The 16,619-nt window shown below is 72.0% G+C and carries 15 protein-coding genes; 3 read left to right on the top strand and 12 right to left on the bottom strand.

The window, feature by feature from the left end:
* Positions 1-89: 89 nt before the first annotated feature.
* On the bottom strand, positions 90-1,388 hold the full coding sequence (locus tag ACY0MR_RS18265; RefSeq protein WP_473554099.1) for a CynX/NimT family MFS transporter: 1,299 nt from the start codon (positions 1,386-1,388) through the stop codon (positions 90-92).
* A complete protein-coding gene (locus ACY0MR_RS18260) occupies positions 1,388-2,065 on the bottom strand; it encodes a FadR/GntR family transcriptional regulator (RefSeq protein WP_388800866.1) in 678 nt (225 codons plus the stop codon). Before ACY0MR_RS18260 ends, ACY0MR_RS18265 begins: the two co-directional genes overlap by 1 nt.
* 124 nt (positions 2,066-2,189) lie before the next feature.
* Here ACY0MR_RS18260 and lpdA point away from each other — a divergent pair, with 124 nt between their 5' ends.
* On the top strand, positions 2,190-3,593 hold the full coding sequence (gene lpdA, locus ACY0MR_RS18255; RefSeq protein WP_473554095.1) for a dihydrolipoyl dehydrogenase: 1,404 nt from the start codon (positions 2,190-2,192) through the stop codon (positions 3,591-3,593).
* A gap of 56 nt (positions 3,594-3,649) precedes the next feature.
* Positions 3,650-4,306 carry a rhomboid-like protein gene (locus ACY0MR_RS18250; RefSeq protein WP_473561836.1) on the top strand — a complete coding sequence of 219 codons (657 nt, stop codon included), beginning with the start codon at positions 3,650-3,652 and terminating at the stop codon, positions 4,304-4,306.
* A 104-nt stretch (positions 4,307-4,410) separates the two neighbouring features.
* On the opposite strand, the gene ACY0MR_RS18245 is transcribed toward ACY0MR_RS18250, so the two are convergent.
* The 9 genes from ACY0MR_RS18245 to ACY0MR_RS18205 all read right to left on the bottom strand — a co-directional run bounded on the left by ACY0MR_RS18245 (position 4,411) and on the right by ACY0MR_RS18205 (position 14,239).
* Positions 4,411-5,217 carry an HAD family hydrolase gene (locus ACY0MR_RS18245; RefSeq protein ID WP_361852719.1) on the bottom strand — a complete coding sequence of 269 codons (807 nt, stop codon included), beginning with the start codon at positions 5,215-5,217 and terminating at the stop codon, positions 4,411-4,413.
* Positions 5,214-6,503: a serine--tRNA ligase gene (gene serS / locus ACY0MR_RS18240; RefSeq protein WP_388800874.1), complete on the bottom strand. Its 1,290-nt coding sequence runs from the start codon at positions 6,501-6,503 to the stop codon at positions 5,214-5,216. Before serS ends, ACY0MR_RS18245 begins: the two co-directional genes overlap by 4 nt.
* Positions 6,504-7,000: 497 nt before the next feature.
* Entirely contained in the window at positions 7,001-7,936 is a 936-nt protein-coding gene (pheA, locus tag ACY0MR_RS18235; protein WP_361852713.1) for a prephenate dehydratase, read from the bottom strand.
* Between the two features lie 81 nt (positions 7,937-8,017).
* Entirely contained in the window at positions 8,018-9,283 is a 1,266-nt protein-coding gene (gene efeB, locus ACY0MR_RS18230) for an iron uptake transporter deferrochelatase/peroxidase subunit (RefSeq protein WP_388800878.1), read from the bottom strand.
* 3 nt (positions 9,284-9,286) lie between these two features.
* Complete coding sequence (locus tag ACY0MR_RS18225) at positions 9,287-11,260, bottom strand: copper resistance CopC/CopD family protein (RefSeq protein ID WP_473554091.1); 1,974 nt, start codon at positions 11,258-11,260, stop codon at positions 9,287-9,289.
* 45 nt (positions 11,261-11,305) lie between these two features.
* Positions 11,306-11,773, bottom strand: a complete 468-nt coding sequence (locus tag ACY0MR_RS18220; protein ID WP_361852705.1) for a copper chaperone PCu(A)C — start codon at positions 11,771-11,773, stop codon at positions 11,306-11,308.
* Positions 11,770-12,504: an SCO family protein gene (locus ACY0MR_RS18215; protein WP_361852703.1), complete on the bottom strand. Its 735-nt coding sequence runs from the start codon at positions 12,502-12,504 to the stop codon at positions 11,770-11,772. The genes ACY0MR_RS18220 and ACY0MR_RS18215 overlap by 4 nt, the downstream gene beginning before the upstream one ends.
* A gap of 48 nt (positions 12,505-12,552) precedes the next feature.
* The gene (locus ACY0MR_RS18210; RefSeq protein ID WP_388800890.1) at positions 12,553-13,332 is read right to left on the bottom strand and encodes a YcnI family copper-binding membrane protein; all 780 of its coding nucleotides are present in this window, start codon (positions 13,330-13,332) and stop codon (positions 12,553-12,555) included.
* A 112-nt stretch (positions 13,333-13,444) separates the two neighbouring features.
* Positions 13,445-14,239 (bottom strand): hypothetical protein, encoded by a 795-nt coding sequence (locus tag ACY0MR_RS18205; protein WP_473554087.1) that lies wholly within the window; start codon positions 14,237-14,239, stop codon positions 13,445-13,447.
* A 213-nt stretch (positions 14,240-14,452) separates the two neighbouring features.
* Here ACY0MR_RS18205 and ACY0MR_RS18200 point away from each other — a divergent pair, with 213 nt between their 5' ends.
* The gene (locus ACY0MR_RS18200; RefSeq protein WP_361859179.1) at positions 14,453-14,902 is read left to right on the top strand and encodes an ATP-binding protein; all 450 of its coding nucleotides are present in this window, start codon (positions 14,453-14,455) and stop codon (positions 14,900-14,902) included.
* A gap of 159 nt (positions 14,903-15,061) precedes the next feature.
* On the opposite strand, the gene ACY0MR_RS18195 is transcribed toward ACY0MR_RS18200, so the two are convergent.
* Positions 15,062-16,522, bottom strand: coding sequence for an aminopeptidase P family protein (locus tag ACY0MR_RS18195; RefSeq protein ID WP_388800899.1), 1,461 nt, complete (start codon positions 16,520-16,522; stop codon positions 15,062-15,064).
* Between the last annotated feature and the right edge of the window lie 97 nt (positions 16,523-16,619).

Here is a 16,619-nt window from a genome sequence, read left to right as displayed (position 1 = left end):
AGCCCCACCTCGGAGCCGCACCGCGTGCCCCTCCCCTCACCCGGTCCGTTCACCCGGTCCGCTCGCGCGGTCAGTTCACCCCGTCCGGCTCACACCGTCCGATCCCGGGCGGCGAAGAGCCCCACCGTGAGGGCCGCCGCGCAGACCCCGAGGACCACGCCGAGGGGCAGCGTCCAGGAGCCGGTGGCCTGGTGCAGGGCGCCGGCCGCGAGCGGGCCCGCGGCGGCGAGCAGATAGCCGACCGTCTGGGCCATGCCGGACAGCCGCGCCGCGGTCACCGCGTCCCCGGAGCGCAGCACGATCAGCGTCAGGGCGAGGCCGACCGCCCCGCCCTGGCCCACCCCGAGCACCGCGGCCCAGAGCCAGGCGCCCTCCACCGGCGCCACCATCAGACCGGCGTAACCGGCCCCGACCAGCGTGGTGACCAGGACGATCAGCGGACGCTGGCTCCGCATCCGGCCGGCCAGCAGCGGCACCACGAAGGCACCCGCGACCTGGACGAGGTTGTTGAGGGCGAAGACGACACCGGCCGTGGAGGGGCTCATCCCGTGGTCGGTGAAGATCGTCGGCATCCAGGCGATCAGCACGTACGACCAGAGCGACTGCAGTCCCATGAAGAGCGTGACCTGCCAGGCCAGTGCCGAGCGCCAGACGCTCACCCGGCGGGTGCCGGCGGCCGGGACGGCCCGTACCTCGTGGCCGGTGCGGCCCCGGGCGATCAGCACCTGGGGCAGCCAGGCGACCGCGGCGAGCACGGCGAGCAGGGACCAGAAGCCGAGCGAGCCCTCCCAGCCCCCGCCGAGCGCCTTCTCCAGCGGCACGGCGGCCGCCGCCGCGACCGTCGCACCGGCGATCATCGCGCCCGTGTAGACCGAGGTCATCGCCGCGGCCCGGTCCGGGAAGTCACGCTTGATCAGGCCGGGCATCAGCACGTTGAGCAGGGCGATCGCGGTGCCGACGAGGAGGCCGCCGCCGTACAGCGCGTACACGGAGGGAAGCACGCGCGCGAGGATGCCGACGGCGAGCAGCAGCAGGGCCGCGAGCAGCACGCGTTCGGCGCCGAAGCGGCGTCCCAGCCAGGGCGCGACCAGCGCGCCGACGCCGAGGAACAGCACCGGCACCGAGGTCACGAGCGAACTCGCCGTGGCGGAGAGGCCGAAGGCCGCGGATATCTCGCCGACCAGCGGCGCCACGCCGGCAAGCGCGGCCCGCATGTTCAGCGAGGCCAGCACGATCCCGACGAGGAGCAGTGCGGGGTGCGCCGACAGCGCCCGCCGGGCGGCCGCACCGGCGGCCGGCGGCCGGGCCCCGGCCTCCGCGTCGACGAGCACGGCCGGCGGCGCGGGCGGGTCTCCGGCCGATCCCCTGGTCCGGGTCTCCGCGCGCATCAGGAGTCCTCCGTGAGCGCCGCGACCGTCTCCCTCGGGAGCCGCAGCAGTTCGCGGGCCTGGCGTTCCGCCGTCTCCGGATCGCCGGCCTCGATCGCCGCGACCAGGGCCGCGTGGGCGTCGATGTCGACCGGCGGCATCTCGCGGTCGCCGAGGGCCTCCACAAGGACCTCGTGGACCTGGGCGGAGAAGAACCGGTACACCTCGACGAAGGCGGCGTTGTGGGTGGCGCCGACGACCGCGAGGTGGAAGGCGAGGTCGGCGTCCGCGTTCCGGTCGCCCTCCTCGCGCAGCGTGGTGAGGGCCGCCCCGAGGCGCAGCAGGTCGTGGGTGTCCCGCCGGGCCGCCGCGAGCCGCGCGGCCTCGGCCTCCAGGGCGACCCGCAGTTCGAGGACGTCGGCCGCGCCCGCGTGCCGCACCCCGCGCAGCACGGCCGCCGGATCGGCGGTCGACCTGACGAAGGTGCCGTTGCCCTGGCGGGATTCCAGCAGGCCCGCGTGGACCAGCACCCGGACCGCCTCGCGGACCGTGTTCCGGCCCACACCGAGCTGCTGGGCGAGCTCGTGCTCGGTGGGGATGCGGTCGCCGACCGCCCACTCGCCGTCCGCGAGCTGCGTCCGCAGCTGGTCCACCACGGAGTCGACCAGCGAGGTCCGTCCCGTCGCCCTGAGTGCCATGCCGTTCCGACCTCTCCATTCGCCCGGTTGCCCGGTCATCCTACAACTGACCCGTGCGGGGGACACCGGACTACTGTGGGCCCGTACGCGGACCGAACACCCTCACCACCCTCGGGAGTCAGTCATGTCAGACCGCTTCGACGTCGTCGTACTCGGAGCTGGCCCCGGCGGCTACGTCGCCGCCATCCGCGCCGCCCAGCTGGGCAAGCGGGTCGCGGTCGTCGAGGAGAAGTACTGGGGCGGTGTCTGCCTGAACGTCGGCTGCATCCCCACCAAGGCGCTGCTGCGCAACGCGGAACTGGCCCACATCTTCAACCACGAGGCCAAGACCTTCGGCATCAAGGTGGACGGCACCGTCTCCTTCGACTACACCGAGGCGTTCCGCCGCAGCCGCTCGGTCGCGGACGGCCGCGTCAAGGGCGTCCACTTCCTCATGAAGAAGAACAAGATCACCGAGTTCGACGGCCGGGGCACCTTCCTCGACGCGAACACCCTCCAGGTCGCCAAGTCCGACGGCACCTCGGAGACGATCCGGTTCGACAACTGCATCATCGCCACCGGGGCCACCCCGCGCCTGCTCCCGGGCACCGCCCGCAGCGAGCGCGTCGTCTCGTACGAGGAGCAGATCCTCGCCGAGGACGCCCCCCAGTCGATCATCATCGCCGGCGCTGGCGCCATCGGCATCGAGTTCGCGTACGTCCTCAACAACTACGGCACCAAGGTCACGATCGTCGAGTTCCTCGACCGGATCGCGCCGCTGGAGGACGAAGAGGTCTCCAAGGAGCTGGCGAAGCAGTACCGCAAGCTCGGCATCGACGTCCTCACCTCGACCCGCGTCGAGGCCATCGACGAGTCCGGCCCGCAGGTCCGCGTCACCGTCACCGGCAAGGACGGCGCCCAGAAGGTGCTGGAGGCCGACAAGGTCCTGCAGGCCATCGGCTTCGCCCCGAACGTCACCGGCTACGGCCTGGAGGCGACCGGCGTCGCGCTCACCGAGCGCGGTGCGATCGAGGTCGACGGCCGCTGCCGCACCTCCGTGCCGCACATCTACGCGATCGGCGACGTCACCGCGAAGCTGATGCTCGCGCACACCGCCGAGGCCATGGGCGTCATCGCCGCCGAGACCATCGGCGACGCCGAGACCATGGAACTCGACTACCCCATGATCCCGCGCGCGACCTACTGCCAGCCGCAGATCGCCAGCTTCGGCTGGACCGAGGCGCAGGCCCGCGAGAAGGGCTTCGACGTCAAGGTCGCCAAGTTCCCCTTCGTGGCGAACGGCAAGGCGCACGGCCTCGGCGACGCCACCGGCTTCGTCAAGATCATCGCGGACGGGACGCACGGCGAGATCATCGGCGCCCACCTGATCGGCCCCGACGTCACCGAGCTGCTCCCCGAGCTGACCCTGGCGCAGCAGTGGGACCTCACCGTCCACGAGGTCGCGCGGAACGTCCACGCGCACCCGACGCTGGGCGAGGCCGTGAAGGAAGCGATCCACGGCATTGCCGGACACATGATCAATTTCTGAGGTTTCCCACGGCTTCGGGTGATAGGCACTGAAAGGTGCCGACCGACGCCAGCGGAATCCGCGGAACCCCGCCGGGTGGCGAACCGTCCCGACCGATCAGGTCGTGGGTGCGTTCGTCACCCGGCACCCATGTCTGGCTCGGGGTCATCGCGATCACCAGTCTGGTCATCGCGCTCTCCCCGCAAGGCCTCGACACCTATCTGCTGCACCGCAACAGCAGCAATCTGCACCAGCTGTCCCACCATCCGCTGCGGGCCCTGCTCGGCAGCGCGTTCTGGATCGAGGACCCGGCCGACCTGCTGCTGTACGCGGCGCTGTTCGAGCTCGTCCACGCGCCCGTGGAGCGCTGGATCGGCACGCCGAAGTGGCTCTTCACCGTCGCCACCGCCCACATCGCGGCCACCCTGATCAGCCAGCAGGTCGTCCTCGTCGCCATCCGCCTGCACGACGTGCCGCGCAGCATGGCGCACGTCGTCGACATCGGGGTCAGTTACGGCCTCGCCGCGTCGGCGGGCATCCTCACGTACCGGCTCGCCCGGCCCTGGCGCTGGCTCTACCTCGCGGGGGTCGTGGCCTTCTTCGTCGTGCCGCTGCTCACCGACCGCACGTACACCGACCTCGGGCACGCGATCTCGCTGGCCGTCGGCCTCGCCTGCTATCCGCTCACCCGCGGAAAACCGGTCGACCTCGAACAGGGGCCCGGCGCACACTAGTCGTACGGGGGAGACGGGGGATCCGCCGTGAAGAGGGGGCGGCCGCTTCGAGCGTGCGGACTCCGGTCCGCGCGGGGCCGCCCCCGCTTCCCCGCTCCGAGCCGTCAGGCCGACAGGAGGCGCTCCAGGACGACGGCGATGCCGTCCTCCTCGTTCGACGCCGTGACCTCGTCCGCCACCGCGCGCAGTTCCGCGTGCGCGTTGCCCATGGCCACGCCGTGGGCGGCCCAGCCGAACATCGGGATGTCGTTGGGCATGTCGCCGAAGGCGATCGTCTCAGCGGCCTTCACCCCGAGCCGGCGCGCGGCCAGCGAGAGGCCGGTCGCCTTGCTCAGACCGAGCGGCAGGATCTCCACGATGCCCGGCCCGGCCATCACGACGTCCACGAGACCGCCGACGGTCTCCCGGGCGGCCCGGGTGAGCTCGTCGTCCGTCAGCGTGGGGTGCTGGAGATACAGCTTGGTCAGCGGGGCCGCCCACAGCTCCGCCGGGTCCTCGTACGGCACGTACGGCAGCGGGCCCTCCTGGACCCGGTAGCCGGGGCCCATGATGACCTCGCCCTCCAGGCCGTCGCGGCTGGCGGCCAGCGCGAGCGGGCCCACCTCCGCCTCCAGCTTGGACAGCGCGAGTCCCGCGAGCTGTCGGTCCAGGGTCAGCGAGGTGAGCAGCCGGTGCTCCCCCGCGTGGTAGACCTGCGCGCCCTGGCCGCACACCGCGATGCCCTCGTAGCCGAGGTCGTCGAGGATGTGCCGGGTCCAGGGCACCGCCCGGCCGGTGACGACGATGTGCGCGGCACCGGCCTCCGTGGCGGCGGCGAGCGCGTCCCGCGTGCGGGCCGAGACGGACTCGTCGGCGCGCAGCAGCGTGCCGTCGAGGTCCGTCGCGACCAGGCGGTAGGGGAAGGTGCTCACTTGGCGATCGGCTCCAGGACCTCACGGCCGCCGAGGTAGGGCCGCAGCATCTCCGGGACGCGCACGGAACCGTCGGGCAGCTGGTGGTTCTCCAGGATCGCCACGATCGTCCGCGGGACGGCGCAGAGCGTGCCGTTGAGCGTGGCGAGCGGCTGCACGGTCTTCTTGCCGCCCTGCTCGTCGCGCATGCGGACGGACAGGCGGCGGGCCTGGAAGCTGTCGCAGTTCGAGGCCGAGGTCAGCTCGCGGTACTTGCCCTGGGTCGGGATCCACGCCTCGCAGTCGAACTTGCGGGAGGCGGAGGCACCGAGGTCGCCGGTGGCGACGTCGATGACCTGGAACGGCAGCTCCAGGCCGGTCAGCCACTGCTTCTCCCACTCCAGGAGCCGCTTGTGCTCGGCCTCGGCGTCCTCCGGCGCGACGTACGAGAACATCTCGACCTTGTCGAACTGGTGGACGCGGAAGATGCCGCGGGTGTCCTTGCCGTACGTGCCGGCCTCGCGGCGGAAGCAGGGCGAGAAGCCCGCGTACCGCAGGGGCAGCTTGTCCGCGTCGATGATCTCGTCCATGTGGTACGCCGCGAGGGGCACCTCGGACGTGCCGACGAGGTAGTAGTCGTCCTTCTCTAGGTGGTACACGTTCTCCGCGGCCTGGCCGAGGAAGCCGGTGCCCTCCATGGCGCGCGGACGGACCAGCGCCGGGGTCAGCATGGGGATGAAGCCGGCCTCGGTGGCCTGCGCGATCGCCGCGTTGACCAGGGCGAGCTCCAGGAGGGCGCCCACGCCGGTCAGGTAGTAGAAGCGCGAGCCGGAGACCTTGGCCCCGCGCTCGACGTCGATGGCGCCCAGCGCCTCGCCGAGCTCCAGGTGGTCCTTGGGCTCGAAGCCCTCGGCCGCGAAGTCGCGGATGGTGCCGTGCGTCTCGAGGACGACGAAGTCCTCCTCGCCGCCGACCGGTACGTCGGTGTGGACGATGTTCCCGAGCTGGAGCAGCAGCCGCTTGGCCGTGTCGTCGGCGTCGTTCTGCTCGGCCTCGGCGGCCTTGACGTCGGTCTTGAGCTGCTCGGCCTTCTGGAGGAGCTCGGCGCGCTCCTCCGGGGTGGCCCTGGGGATCAGCTTGCCGAGCGCCTTCTGCTCGGATCGGAGCTCGTCGAAGCGGACGCCGGACGACCTGCGCCGCTCATCGGCGGAGAGCAGGGCGTCGACGAGCGCGACGTCCTCTCCACGGGCGCGCTGGGAGGCGCGAACACGGTCGGGGTCCTCACGGAGCAGGCGAAGGTCAATCACCCCACCAGGCTACCGGTGCGCGTTCACCCGCCCCCACCGGATAACGTCACGCGTGTTGTCACGAGTGACGTTATGCCCGAATTGATACCCGTGAGAATGCCGGGATCCGGGCGCCGCATTCAGTTATCCACAGGCTGTGCGGAAGATCTGTGGACTACGGGGAAGATCGCGTGGATTTCCCGGCCGACTCCTGAGAATTCCGTGATCAAACACCATTGAGCCACTCATTTGGGTGGGAATTGCTCGCCCTGAAGAGTTGATCGGGAGAACGGTGCTGACGAGGGCCGCTTCCCCTTGCTGTGGACAGCGAGGCGACGTCGGAGAGTGGCTAGGGCGATTTGTCGACCTTGTCGGGGTGAGCTGTCGACTTGTCCCCAGGTCGAGCCCGCGGCCTGTGGATAACTGCTGTGGGTAACTGAAAAATATGCAGGTAGGACTAGTGGTTCGCACCTGTGGACGAACGCTCCCGCCGAGGGGAGCGTTCGGTCACCATCGGGTCAGGCCCGACCGTCCTGGGCCCTCGCCAGCCAGTCGGAGGCCGCCATGAACTCCCCGTCCGAGGTGCCGCGCCGCAGCGCCGCCACGTCCTCGACCGCGACGCCCGCCCTCGGGTACGAGCCGAGGAAGCGCACCTTGGGGCAGATCCGCTTGAGCCCCATCAGCGCCTCGCCCACCCGCCGGTCCGAGATATGGCCCTCGGCGTCCACGGCGAAGCAGTAGTTCCCGATCCCCGCCCCCGTGGGCCGGGACTGGATCAGCATCAGGTTCACCCCGCGCACCGCGAATTCCTGGAGCAGTTCGAGGAGGGCACCCGGATGATCGTCACCCAGCCACAGCACCACCGAGGTCTTGTCCGCGCCGGTCGGCGCCGAGGGCCGGGCCGGCCGGCCCACCAGGACGAACCGCGTCTCGGCGTTCTCCGCGTCGTGGATCTCGGTGACCAGGGCCTCCAGGCCGTAGGTCGCCGCCGCGAACTCCCCGGCGAACGCGGCGTCGAAGCGGCCCTCCTGCACCAGCCGGGCACCGTCCGCGTTGGACGCGGCCGACTCCCACAGGGCCTCGGGCAGGTGCTCCCGCAGCCAGTTCCGGACCTGCGGCTGGGCCACCGGGTGGCCCGTGACCGTCTTGATGTCCGACAGCTTCGTCCCCGGCCGCACGAGCAGCGCGAAGGCGATCGGCAGCAGCACCTCGCGGTAGATCATCAGCGGTTCGCCGGAGGCGAGTTCGTCGAGGGTCGCGGTCACCCCGCCCTCGACCGAGTTCTCGATCGGCACGAGGGCGGCGGCGGCCTCCCCGTTCCGTACGGCGTCGAGCGCGGCCGGCACCGAGACCATGGGGACGAGTTCCCTCGTCGCGGCCTCGGGCAGCGTACGCAGCGCGGCCTCCGTGAAGGTGCCCTCGGGGCCGAGATACGTGTACCGGGTGGCGGACATACCGTCACCCTAATGGGCCCCGGAGCCCCGGGCCGCCCGTCCGGCGCCGCGCGTGCGCCCGCCGGGCGGCAGACCGCGAGGTCAGGACTCCAGGAGCCGCTGTCCCACGTACTCGCCCTCGGCGGGGCCGCCCGGCACCGCGAACAGGCCGCTCGCCTCGTGCCGGATGAAGGGGGACAGCGCGTCGCCCCGGTCGAGCTTGCGCTGCACGGGCACGAAGCCCCTCAGCGGGTCGGCCTGCCAGCAGACGAAGAGGAGGCCGGCGTCCGGCGTGCCGTCCGGAGCGATCCCGTCGTGGAAGGAGAACGGCCGGCGCAGCATCGCGGCCCCGCCGTTCTGTTCGGGGGCGGAGATCCGGGAGTGGGCGTTGTCCGGGATGACCGTCGTCCCGTCGGGACCGCGCTTGTCCAGGTCGAGCTCGGTGGTCTCGGTGCCGCCGGTGAGCGGGGCCCCGTCGGACTTCCGCCGCCCGATCACCTTCTCCTGCCGGTCGAGGGGCAGCTTCTCCCAGTCGTCGAGCAGCATCCTGATCCTGCGCACCACCGCGTAGGAGCCGCCGGCCATCCACTCCGTCGCGCCCCCGGTGCCCGCCGGGACGAAGACGCGCCGGTCGAAGTCGGGGTCGGTGACCTTCGGATTGCCCGTCCCGTCGACCTGGCCCATCAGATTGCGGGCCGTCATGGGCTGGGCGGTGGCACCGGCCGAGCGGTTGAAGCCGTTCATCTGCCAGCGCACCCGGGCCGCGTCGCCCGCGTCCTTCTGGAGGGCGCGCAGCGCGTGGAAGGCGACGAGCGCGTCGTCCGCGCCGATCTGGACCCACAGATCGCCCTCCGAGCGCCGTGCGTCCAGGGCGTCGGAGGAGAAGGCGGGGAGCGGGTCGAGCGCGGACGGGCGGCGGGCGGTGAGCCCGGTCCGGTCGAAGAACGTACGGCCGAAGCCGAAGGTGACCGTGAGGGACGAGGGGCCCGCGTCGAGCGCCACACCGGTGTCCCCGGCCGGTGCCTTGCCCGCCATCAGCGCCTTCGCCGTCACCGACCAGCGGCGCAGCAGGGCCGCCGACTCCTTGCGCCCGGCCCCGGGAGCGAGGTCGAAGGCGATCAGATGGCCGCGGGACTGGAGGGGAGTGGTGATGCCCGCCTGATGTTTCCCGTGAAACATCACCTCGGTCGCACCGACGGAGGTCAGCGCGGGAGCTCCGCCGGCGCCGGTTCCGCCGTCGCCGTCCGATCCGGCCGCGGTGACCCCCACGCCCCCGGCCGCGCCGATGACCAGACCGGCCGCGCCCGCCGCGCCGACGGTGCCGAGCAGGCGCCGCCGGGAGATCTCAAGGTTGTCGTTCTCGGTCACGGGTCAGCCGATCTTCACGTTCTTCTCGATGGTGGTCTGGTCGATGTCGGAGGTGCGGACGGTCACCTGGATCTTCCACTCGCCGGGCATCGGGATCTGGACGCCGCTCGCGCTCCAGTGTCCGGTCTGGATCCGGTCCGGGGCGACGGGCAGCGGTCCGACGTCCTTCGCCTCCAGGGTCAGGGCGACCTTGATCTCGGGGACGTCCAGCGGCTTGCCGTTGGGGCGCTCGACGAAGAGGTGGAGCGCGTTGGCGCCGGTGCGGCCCGGGTCGAGGCTGAGCCGGACGACGCCCTTGCCGTCGACGCCGCCGGTGTCGAAGGGCAGCCGGATGTCGACGGGCCGGTCCGGCACGGCGGCCGGGCCGGACGCGGTCGAGCCGCTCCGGCCCGCCTCCTCCTCGGTGCGGCCGGGTTCGGTCGAGGTGAGGACGGTGGTGACGGCGAGGAGCACGACGGCGACCGCGGCCTCGGTCAGCACCGAGCGGCGCAGACCGGCCCGCTCGGGGTCGGCGTCCCGCTCCCGCTTGCGCCGGGCGGTGGCGACGGCGGCCCGCTGCCGGGCGAGCTGCGCGGCCCGCTCGGGATCCGCGGCAGACGCGCCGTCGCCCGCGTCGGAGTCCTGGCCCGCCTCCTCGCTCTCCTCGGCGTGCTCGCTCTCCTCGGTCTTCTCGGTGGTCCCGGTGTTCTCGGTGGTTCCGGTCTTCTCGTTGTCATCGGGCTCTTCCGCCGGCGTCGGGTCGGCGAGGCGGCGGGTCCAGCGGCGCGAGATCCAGGCGATGCCGATGAGGACGGCCATCAGGCCGATCTTGACCAGCAGCAGCTGCCCGTAGCGGGTCCCGGTCAGCGCGGACCAGGAGCCGACCTGGCGCCACGACTGGTAGAGGCCGGTGGCCGCGAGGACGACCACGGAACCGAAGGCCACCCGGGAGAAGCGCTCGATCGCCGAGCGGTCGACGGACGGGGCCTTGTAGAGGGAGACGAGCAGCACGGTGAGACCGCCGAGCCAGGCGGCGACGGCCAGCAGGTGCAGGATGTCGACGGGCATCGCGATACCGGGCTGGATGCCGGTCGAGGCGTGCTCGGCCAGCGCCCACGTGCCGGCGATGCCCGCCGCGACGACGGTGCCGCCGATGCCCAGCCCGAAGCTGAGGTCCTTCTTCTCCTTCGGGTCGGTCCGCCGGGCGTAGGCGCCGAAGAGGACCGCCACGAACAGCGCGGCCGCGCCGAGGAGCAGCAGCCGCGAGGTGAGCGCGGCGCCGGTCTTCGTCTCCAGGACGGCCTTGAGGCCGGCCAGGTCGAAGACGTCGGAGAGCTCGCCCGAGCCGGTGTACGGGTTGCGCAGCAGCAGCATGAGCAGGGTGGCGCCGGTGAGGGCCAGCCAGCCCCGGACCACGGTCCGCTGGACGGGACGGACGCCCGCGCCGCGCGGCCAGCAGGCCAGGACGAAGGCGCCGCCGCCGACGAGGACCGCGAAACCGGCGTACGAGACGTAGCGCGCGATGCCGTAGAGGGCGCCGACGAGGCCGCCGCCGGCCGCCCGGTCGGGCAGGGCGACGGATGTCGTGGAGGGGGCGCCGATGGAGAAGGTGAAGGCGCCGGCGATGGGGTGGCTGTCGGCGGAGACGGTCTGCCAGGCCACGGTGTAGGTGCCGTCGGGCAGTCCGGCCCGGAGCGCCACGCCGTAGCGGACGATCGAGCCGCTGCAGAGGTCGAGTATCTCGCCGGTGTCGGCCCGCCGGCCCGCCGGGTCGAGGACCCGGATCGAGTCGGCGCTCATGGCGACCTGCTCGGAGAAGGTGAGGTTGACCTCCTTGGGAGCGGTGGCGACCACCGCCCCGTCCTTGGGATCGCTTCCCGTCAGCGCCGCGTGCGCGGACGCGGGTGCGGCGCCGGCGAGCAGCGTGCCGAGCAGCGCGGCCGCGAGTATCAGCAGCCGGGCCAGGGCGGTACCGAGGCGCGGGGCGGTGGTTGTCATCTTCCGGTTCACTCCGTCAGTTCTGTGAGAACTCCGTCAACGCGCTCAGTGCTGCTGCGGGTTGTGGTTGGCGGCTTCGACGGGAAGGTCGACCTTGATCGGGTCGGACTTCTCGAAGTGGAGCTCGATGCTGACCTTCTCGCCCTGCTTGGGCTGCTTCTTCAGCTCCATGAACATGATGTGGTTGCCGCCCCGGGCGAGCTGCAGCTCCCCGTTCGCGGGGATGTCGAAGGACTTCACCTCCTGCATCTTCTGGTCCTTCGTCTCGTGGATCGTGACGTCGTCCGAGATGCTGCTGGTGACCGAGGTGAGCTTGTCCGCGGTGCCGCTGTCGTTCTTGATGGTGAGGAAGCCCCCGGCCATGTCCATCACCGGCTGCGGCATGAACGCGCCGCTGACCTTGAGGGCGGGCTTGCCGTCCCCGGCCGCTTCGGACGAGGACGAGCACCCGGTCAGCGCGAGCGCGGCGGAGAGGGCCACGGCGGCGGACAGGGCGGTGGTGCGGCGGTTCACGGGTTCTCCCCCTTGATGAGCTTCGGCAGATCCTTGGCGTAGTCGTCGACGCTCGTGTCCTCGCCGTACAGGACGTAGCCCTGGTCGGTCGTCGGCGAGAAGGCGATCACCTGCGCTCCGTGCATGGAGACGACCTTGCCGTCCTTCCCCTTCTTCGGCGGGTCGATGCCGATGCCGATCTCCCGCGCCCCCGCCTGGATGGTGGAGAACGCGCCGGTCAGACCGGTGAAGGAGGGGTCGCCCGCGGCGGGCAGCCACTTGCCGAGCTCGGCCGGGGTGTCCCGCTCGGGGTCGGTGGTGACGAAGACGACCTGGAGCTTGTCCTGGTCGGCCTTGGGCAGCTGCTTCTTCGCGATGGCGATGTTGCTCATCGTCAGGGGGCAGACGTCGGGGCAGTGCGTGTAGCCGAAGTAGACGAGCGTCGGCTTGCCCTTGGTCCGCTCCCGCAGGTCGTACTTCTGGCCCTTGGTGTCGGTGAGGACGAGGCCGGGCTTGGTGAAGGGCCGGTCGAGGACGGTCGCGGCCCTGGTCGTGTCGTCGCCTCCGGAGACCACGGCGACCGAGCCGGAGCCGTTCGCCGAGGTCGTGCCGTCGCCACCGCCGCCGACGACGGCCGCGGTGATGCCGATCGCGGCGACGATCGCGACCGCGGCGACGATCAGCGGGGTGCGGCGCCCGGGGCGGGCGGGGCCGTCCCCGGGCTTCGGGGAGGGTGTCTTCTCTGCGGACATGCTGGTTCTTTCCGCTTCTTTCCGGGTTCTCTGGATGAGGTGCGGCCGTCAGGCCGAGCGGCGGCGGCCGGCGAGGACACCGAAGGCGACGCCGGCGATGCCGACGAGGATGCCGATGACGCCGAGGATCCGGGCCGTGGTGTCGGAGGAGTCGGCTGCGGCCGTCTCCTCCTTCTCGTGGGAGTCGTCGCCGTGGCCGGCCTTGTCGTCCGCCGCGGGGGACGAGGCCGAGGCCGACGGGGCGGCGCCGCCGTGGTGGTCGGCGGAGGCGGCGGAGAGCTTCAGGACCGGGGCGGGGTTCTGCGGCTCCTCCGCGCCCTCCTTCTGCTCCTCGATCCAGCGCACGACCTCCTTGTTGTCGTACGTCTGGATCGCCTTGAGGACCAGCTGGTCGGCGTCCTCGGGAAGCTGGCCGAGGGAGAGCGGGAACTGCTGGAACTGGCCGGGGCCGATCTTCGAGCCGTCGGCGGTCCACGTCACCTTGGAGACGGCCTCGTTGATCTTCTTGCCGTGGAGCTCCAGGGGCTTGCTGAGCTTGCTCTTGGTCACCTCGGCCTTCCAGCCGGGGATCGGCTGCGGCATGACGGAGGCGAGCGGGTGGTCGAGCGGGAAGTTGACCTCGACCTTCACGGTCGAGGCGTTGTCGCGCTCGTTCGGGACCTTGATGTTGACGGTCGCGTAGCCCCCCTTGGCGGCCTCGCCCTGCGGCTGCACGCTCACGTGCGCGAAGGCCGTACCGGACAGCAGCACGACGGAGGAGAGGGCGATGCCGCCGGCGAGGGCGACGCGGGTCGCGGAGACGCGGGAGGAGACACGGGAAACGCTCATGGCAGAAGACACTCCGGCTCGGGAGAGAGGCGAGGAAGTCCGGCGCGCGGGGGGGACGGAACCCGGACCGGCGTGCGGACGTGCACGGCCCGCTCCCTGTGAGCGGTCCGTGTCAGGCGGCGAGAACGCAGGCGGCGGCCGGCGGGCCGCGCCTGATCACCGTGTCCTTGAGCGCCTCGGCCACCGGTGGCGGCGAGGAGTCGGGGGCCGTGCGGACCGTCCGCCGCGGACCCGTTCCGGGTGCGGCCGCGAGGCCGTTCAGCAGGGCCCGTACGAGCCGGAGCGCGGCCCGCAGCGAGCGGACGAGGGCGCACTCGGCGAGCTCCGTCGCCCCCTGCCCGGAGAGTTCGACGAGCCGGACGAGAGCCAGGTCGCCGCGGCGCAGCAGCCAGCCCGTGGCCAGGGCCGCGAGCAGGTGGCCGAGGAGCATGGGCAGCCCGGGCAGCAGCTCGCCGCCGGGCGTGGTCGCCGCGGCCGCGTGCCCGAGGTGCGCTCCGGCACCCGCGTGCGCGGCCGCGGCCGGGTCCATGCCGGCCTCGCGGACGATCCGGGTGGCGTCGGCCGAGGTCAGGGACGAGGTCCCGGCGCCGCAGACGAGCCGGGCCGCCATCCGTACGAGGGCGTCGTCGGCCTGGTCGCTCAGGGCGAGCTTGAGCTGTCCGAGGCCGAAGAGGACGTGAAGGCCGAGCTGGCCGCCGGCGAGCGCGCCGACGACGAAGCCGAGGGAGCGTTCCCGCCCGGTGAAGAGGACCGTGATGCCGAAGACGCCGAGGAAGCCCGCGAGCAGCGTCCACAGGGGGATGCCCGCGCAGGCGGCGACGGCGTGCCCGAGCGCGGACAGCACGACGCAGACCGCGGTGAACACCGCGGCCCTCAGCAGCCGTGGAGCGAGCGCGGGGGCATTCATGGCGGGCCCATCATCGCACCACGGGCCCCACCGGTATGAGGCAGGTCCAGAAGGTCGTTCTTGGGCCGCTTGGGGGCCTACGGGGTGACATACACCGGCACGCGCGCCCGGTGCATCCGCCGAACGAGCGCTCTTGACGCGTCCGTGCGCTTACGAAGGCTTCTGTCCGGCAATAGGTATCCGTATGTCGAGCCGCTGCCGGGAGGCTGGAGCATGAGCATCTGGTGGTCACTCCATCTGCGGCGCGAAGCCGCGAGCGTGCCGCTCGCCCGAAGGCTTCTGCTGGGGACGATGGAGACGGCGGGTGTCGATCCCGACGTGTCGTACGAGCTGTCGGTCGCGCTGACCGAGGCCTGCGCGAACGCGGTCGAGCACGGCGGCCGCGGATCCGAGGGGGCCGGCCCGGCCGGCGCGGCCTACCGGGTGACCGCGTACCTGGACGGTGAGACCTGCCGCATCGAGGTGGCGGACTCGGGCCCCGGCTTCCCCGGCGCCGAGCTGCCCGCCGCGCCCTCGGACGCCGAGCACGGCCGGGGGCTGCGCCTCATCGAGGAGCTCGCGGACCACGTGCAGTTCGGCAACCGGTCGGGCCGGGGCGGCGCGGTGGTCAGCTTCGACAAGATCCTGAAGTGGAAGGACAGCCCCTCCCTGCTCCTGGCATGACCCGCGGGGACGCCCGCGTGACCTGCCGGGACGCCCACGTGACCCCCGGGGCCGCCCGAGCGCCCCGCCGGGGCCGCCCGCGTCCCGCCCCGCCGGTACGGGGAAGGGCCCCCGCCGGTCGGTCGGCGAGGGCCCTTCGGAATCCAACGTACGCGGGGGTCAGCCCTTCAGCGCGGCCATCCACGCCTCGACCTCGTCGGCGTGGCGCGGCAGCGCGTCCGACAGGTTCCGGTTGCCGTCCTCCGTGACGAGGATGTCGTCCTCGATCCGGACGCCGATGCCGCGGTACTCCTCGGGCACGGTCAGGTCGTCGGCCTGGAAGTACAGACCCGGCTCGACGGTCAGGCACATGCCCGGCGCGAGGGTCGTGTCGACGTAGGCCTCGGTGCGCGCGGCGGCGCAGTCGTGGACGTCCATGCCGAGCATGTGACCGGTGCCGTGCAGGGTCCAGCGGCGCTGGAGGCCGAGCTCCAGGACGCGCTCGACCGGGCCCTCGACGAGGCCCCACTCGACGAGCTTCTCGGCGAGGACGCGCTGGGCGGCGTCGTGGAAGTCGCGGTAGGCGGCGCCGGGCTTGACCGCGGCGATGCCGGCCTCCTGGGCCTCGTACACGGCGTCGTAGATCTTGCGCTGGAGCTCGGTGTACCGGCCGTTGATCGGCAGGGTGCGGGTGATGTCCGCGGTGTAGAGCTCGGTGGTCTCCACGCCGGCGTCGAGCAGCAGCAGGTCGCCGGAGCGGACGTCGCCGTCGTTGCGGACCCAGTGCAGGGTGGTGGCGTGCGGGCCGGCGGCGCAGATGGAGCCGTAGCCGATGTCGTTGCCCTCGACGCGGGCGCGGAGGAAGAAGGTGCCCTCGATGTAGCGCTCGCTGGTGGCCTCGGCCTTGTCGAGGACCTTGACGACGTCCTCGAAGCCGCGCGCGGTGGAGGCGCAGGCCTTCTCCAGCTCGGCGACCTCGAAGGAGTCCTTGACGAGACGGGCCTCGGAGAGGTGGACGCGGAGTTCCTCGTCGCGCTCGGCGGTGACCTTGTCGGTCAGCGCGGCCTCGATCCCGGCGTCGTGGCCGCGGACGTTGCGGACGGGGCCGGTGGCCTCGCGCAGCGCCTCGGCCAGCTCGCGGACGTCCTTCGCGGGGATGCCCAGGAGCTGCTCGGCCTCGGTGAGGGAGTGGCGGCGGCCGACCCACAGCTCGCCCTGGCCGTCGAGCCAGAACTCGCCGTTCTCGCGGTCGGAGCGCGGCAGCAGGTAGATCGTCGCCTCGTGGCCGTCCTTCTTCGGCTCCAGGACGAGCACGCCGTCCTGGGTCTGGTCGCCGGTGAGGTAGGCGTACTCGGTGGAGGCGCGGAAGGCGTACTCGGTGTCGTTCGACCGGGTCTTGAGCTTGCCGGCGGGGATCACCAGGCGCTCGCCCGGGAAGCGGGCGGAGAGCGCGGCGCGGCGCTCGGCGGTGCGGCCGGCCTGGGCGATCGGCTCCAGGCCGTGCAGCTCGGTGTCGGCCCAGCCGGACTTCATGTTCTCGGCCAGCTCGTCGGAGACGCCCGGGTACAGGCCGTTCTTCCGCTGCTTGATCGCCTGTTCCTCAGTCTCTTCCGGGGTCTCCGGCGTGAGCTCCTCGGCCACGGGTCTGCCTCCTCTTGGTACGACACTGAACCCCCACCATCGTACGGTCGTACGGAAGGGGGTCCAGGGCCGGAAGACCCATTACCGGAATGTCACG

It is taken from the genome of Streptomyces sp. JN8 (assembly GCF_055808075.1).
The sequence above is the reverse complement of the archived record's forward strand: the minus strand, read 5'-3'. Positions and strand labels throughout refer to the sequence as shown.

Bases quoted from the DNA above. Each gene is read 5' to 3' on its own strand.
- ACY0MR_RS18265 (WP_473554099.1), bottom strand. From the start codon at position 1,388: ATGCGCGCGGAGACCCGGACCAGGGGATCGGCCGGAGACCCGCCCGCG.
- ACY0MR_RS18260 (WP_388800866.1), bottom strand. From the start codon at position 2,065: ATGGCACTCAGGGCGACGGGACGGACCTCGCTGGTCGACTCCGTGGTG.
- lpdA (WP_473554095.1), top strand. From the start codon at position 2,190: ATGTCAGACCGCTTCGACGTCGTCGTACTCGGAGCTGGCCCCGGCGGC.
- pheA (WP_361852713.1), bottom strand. From the start codon at position 7,936: ATGTCCGCCACCCGGTACACGTATCTCGGCCCCGAGGGCACCTTCACG.
- ACY0MR_RS18225 (WP_473554091.1), bottom strand. From the start codon at position 11,260: ATGACAACCACCGCCCCGCGCCTCGGTACCGCCCTGGCCCGGCTGCTG.
- ACY0MR_RS18215 (WP_361852703.1), bottom strand. From the start codon at position 12,504: ATGTCCGCAGAGAAGACACCCTCCCCGAAGCCCGGGGACGGCCCCGCC.
- ACY0MR_RS18210 (WP_388800890.1), bottom strand. From the start codon at position 13,332: ATGAGCGTTTCCCGTGTCTCCTCCCGCGTCTCCGCGACCCGCGTCGCC.
- ACY0MR_RS18205 (WP_473554087.1), bottom strand. From the start codon at position 14,239: ATGAATGCCCCCGCGCTCGCTCCACGGCTGCTGAGGGCCGCGGTGTTC.
- ACY0MR_RS18200 (WP_361859179.1), top strand. From the start codon at position 14,453: ATGAGCATCTGGTGGTCACTCCATCTGCGGCGCGAAGCCGCGAGCGTG.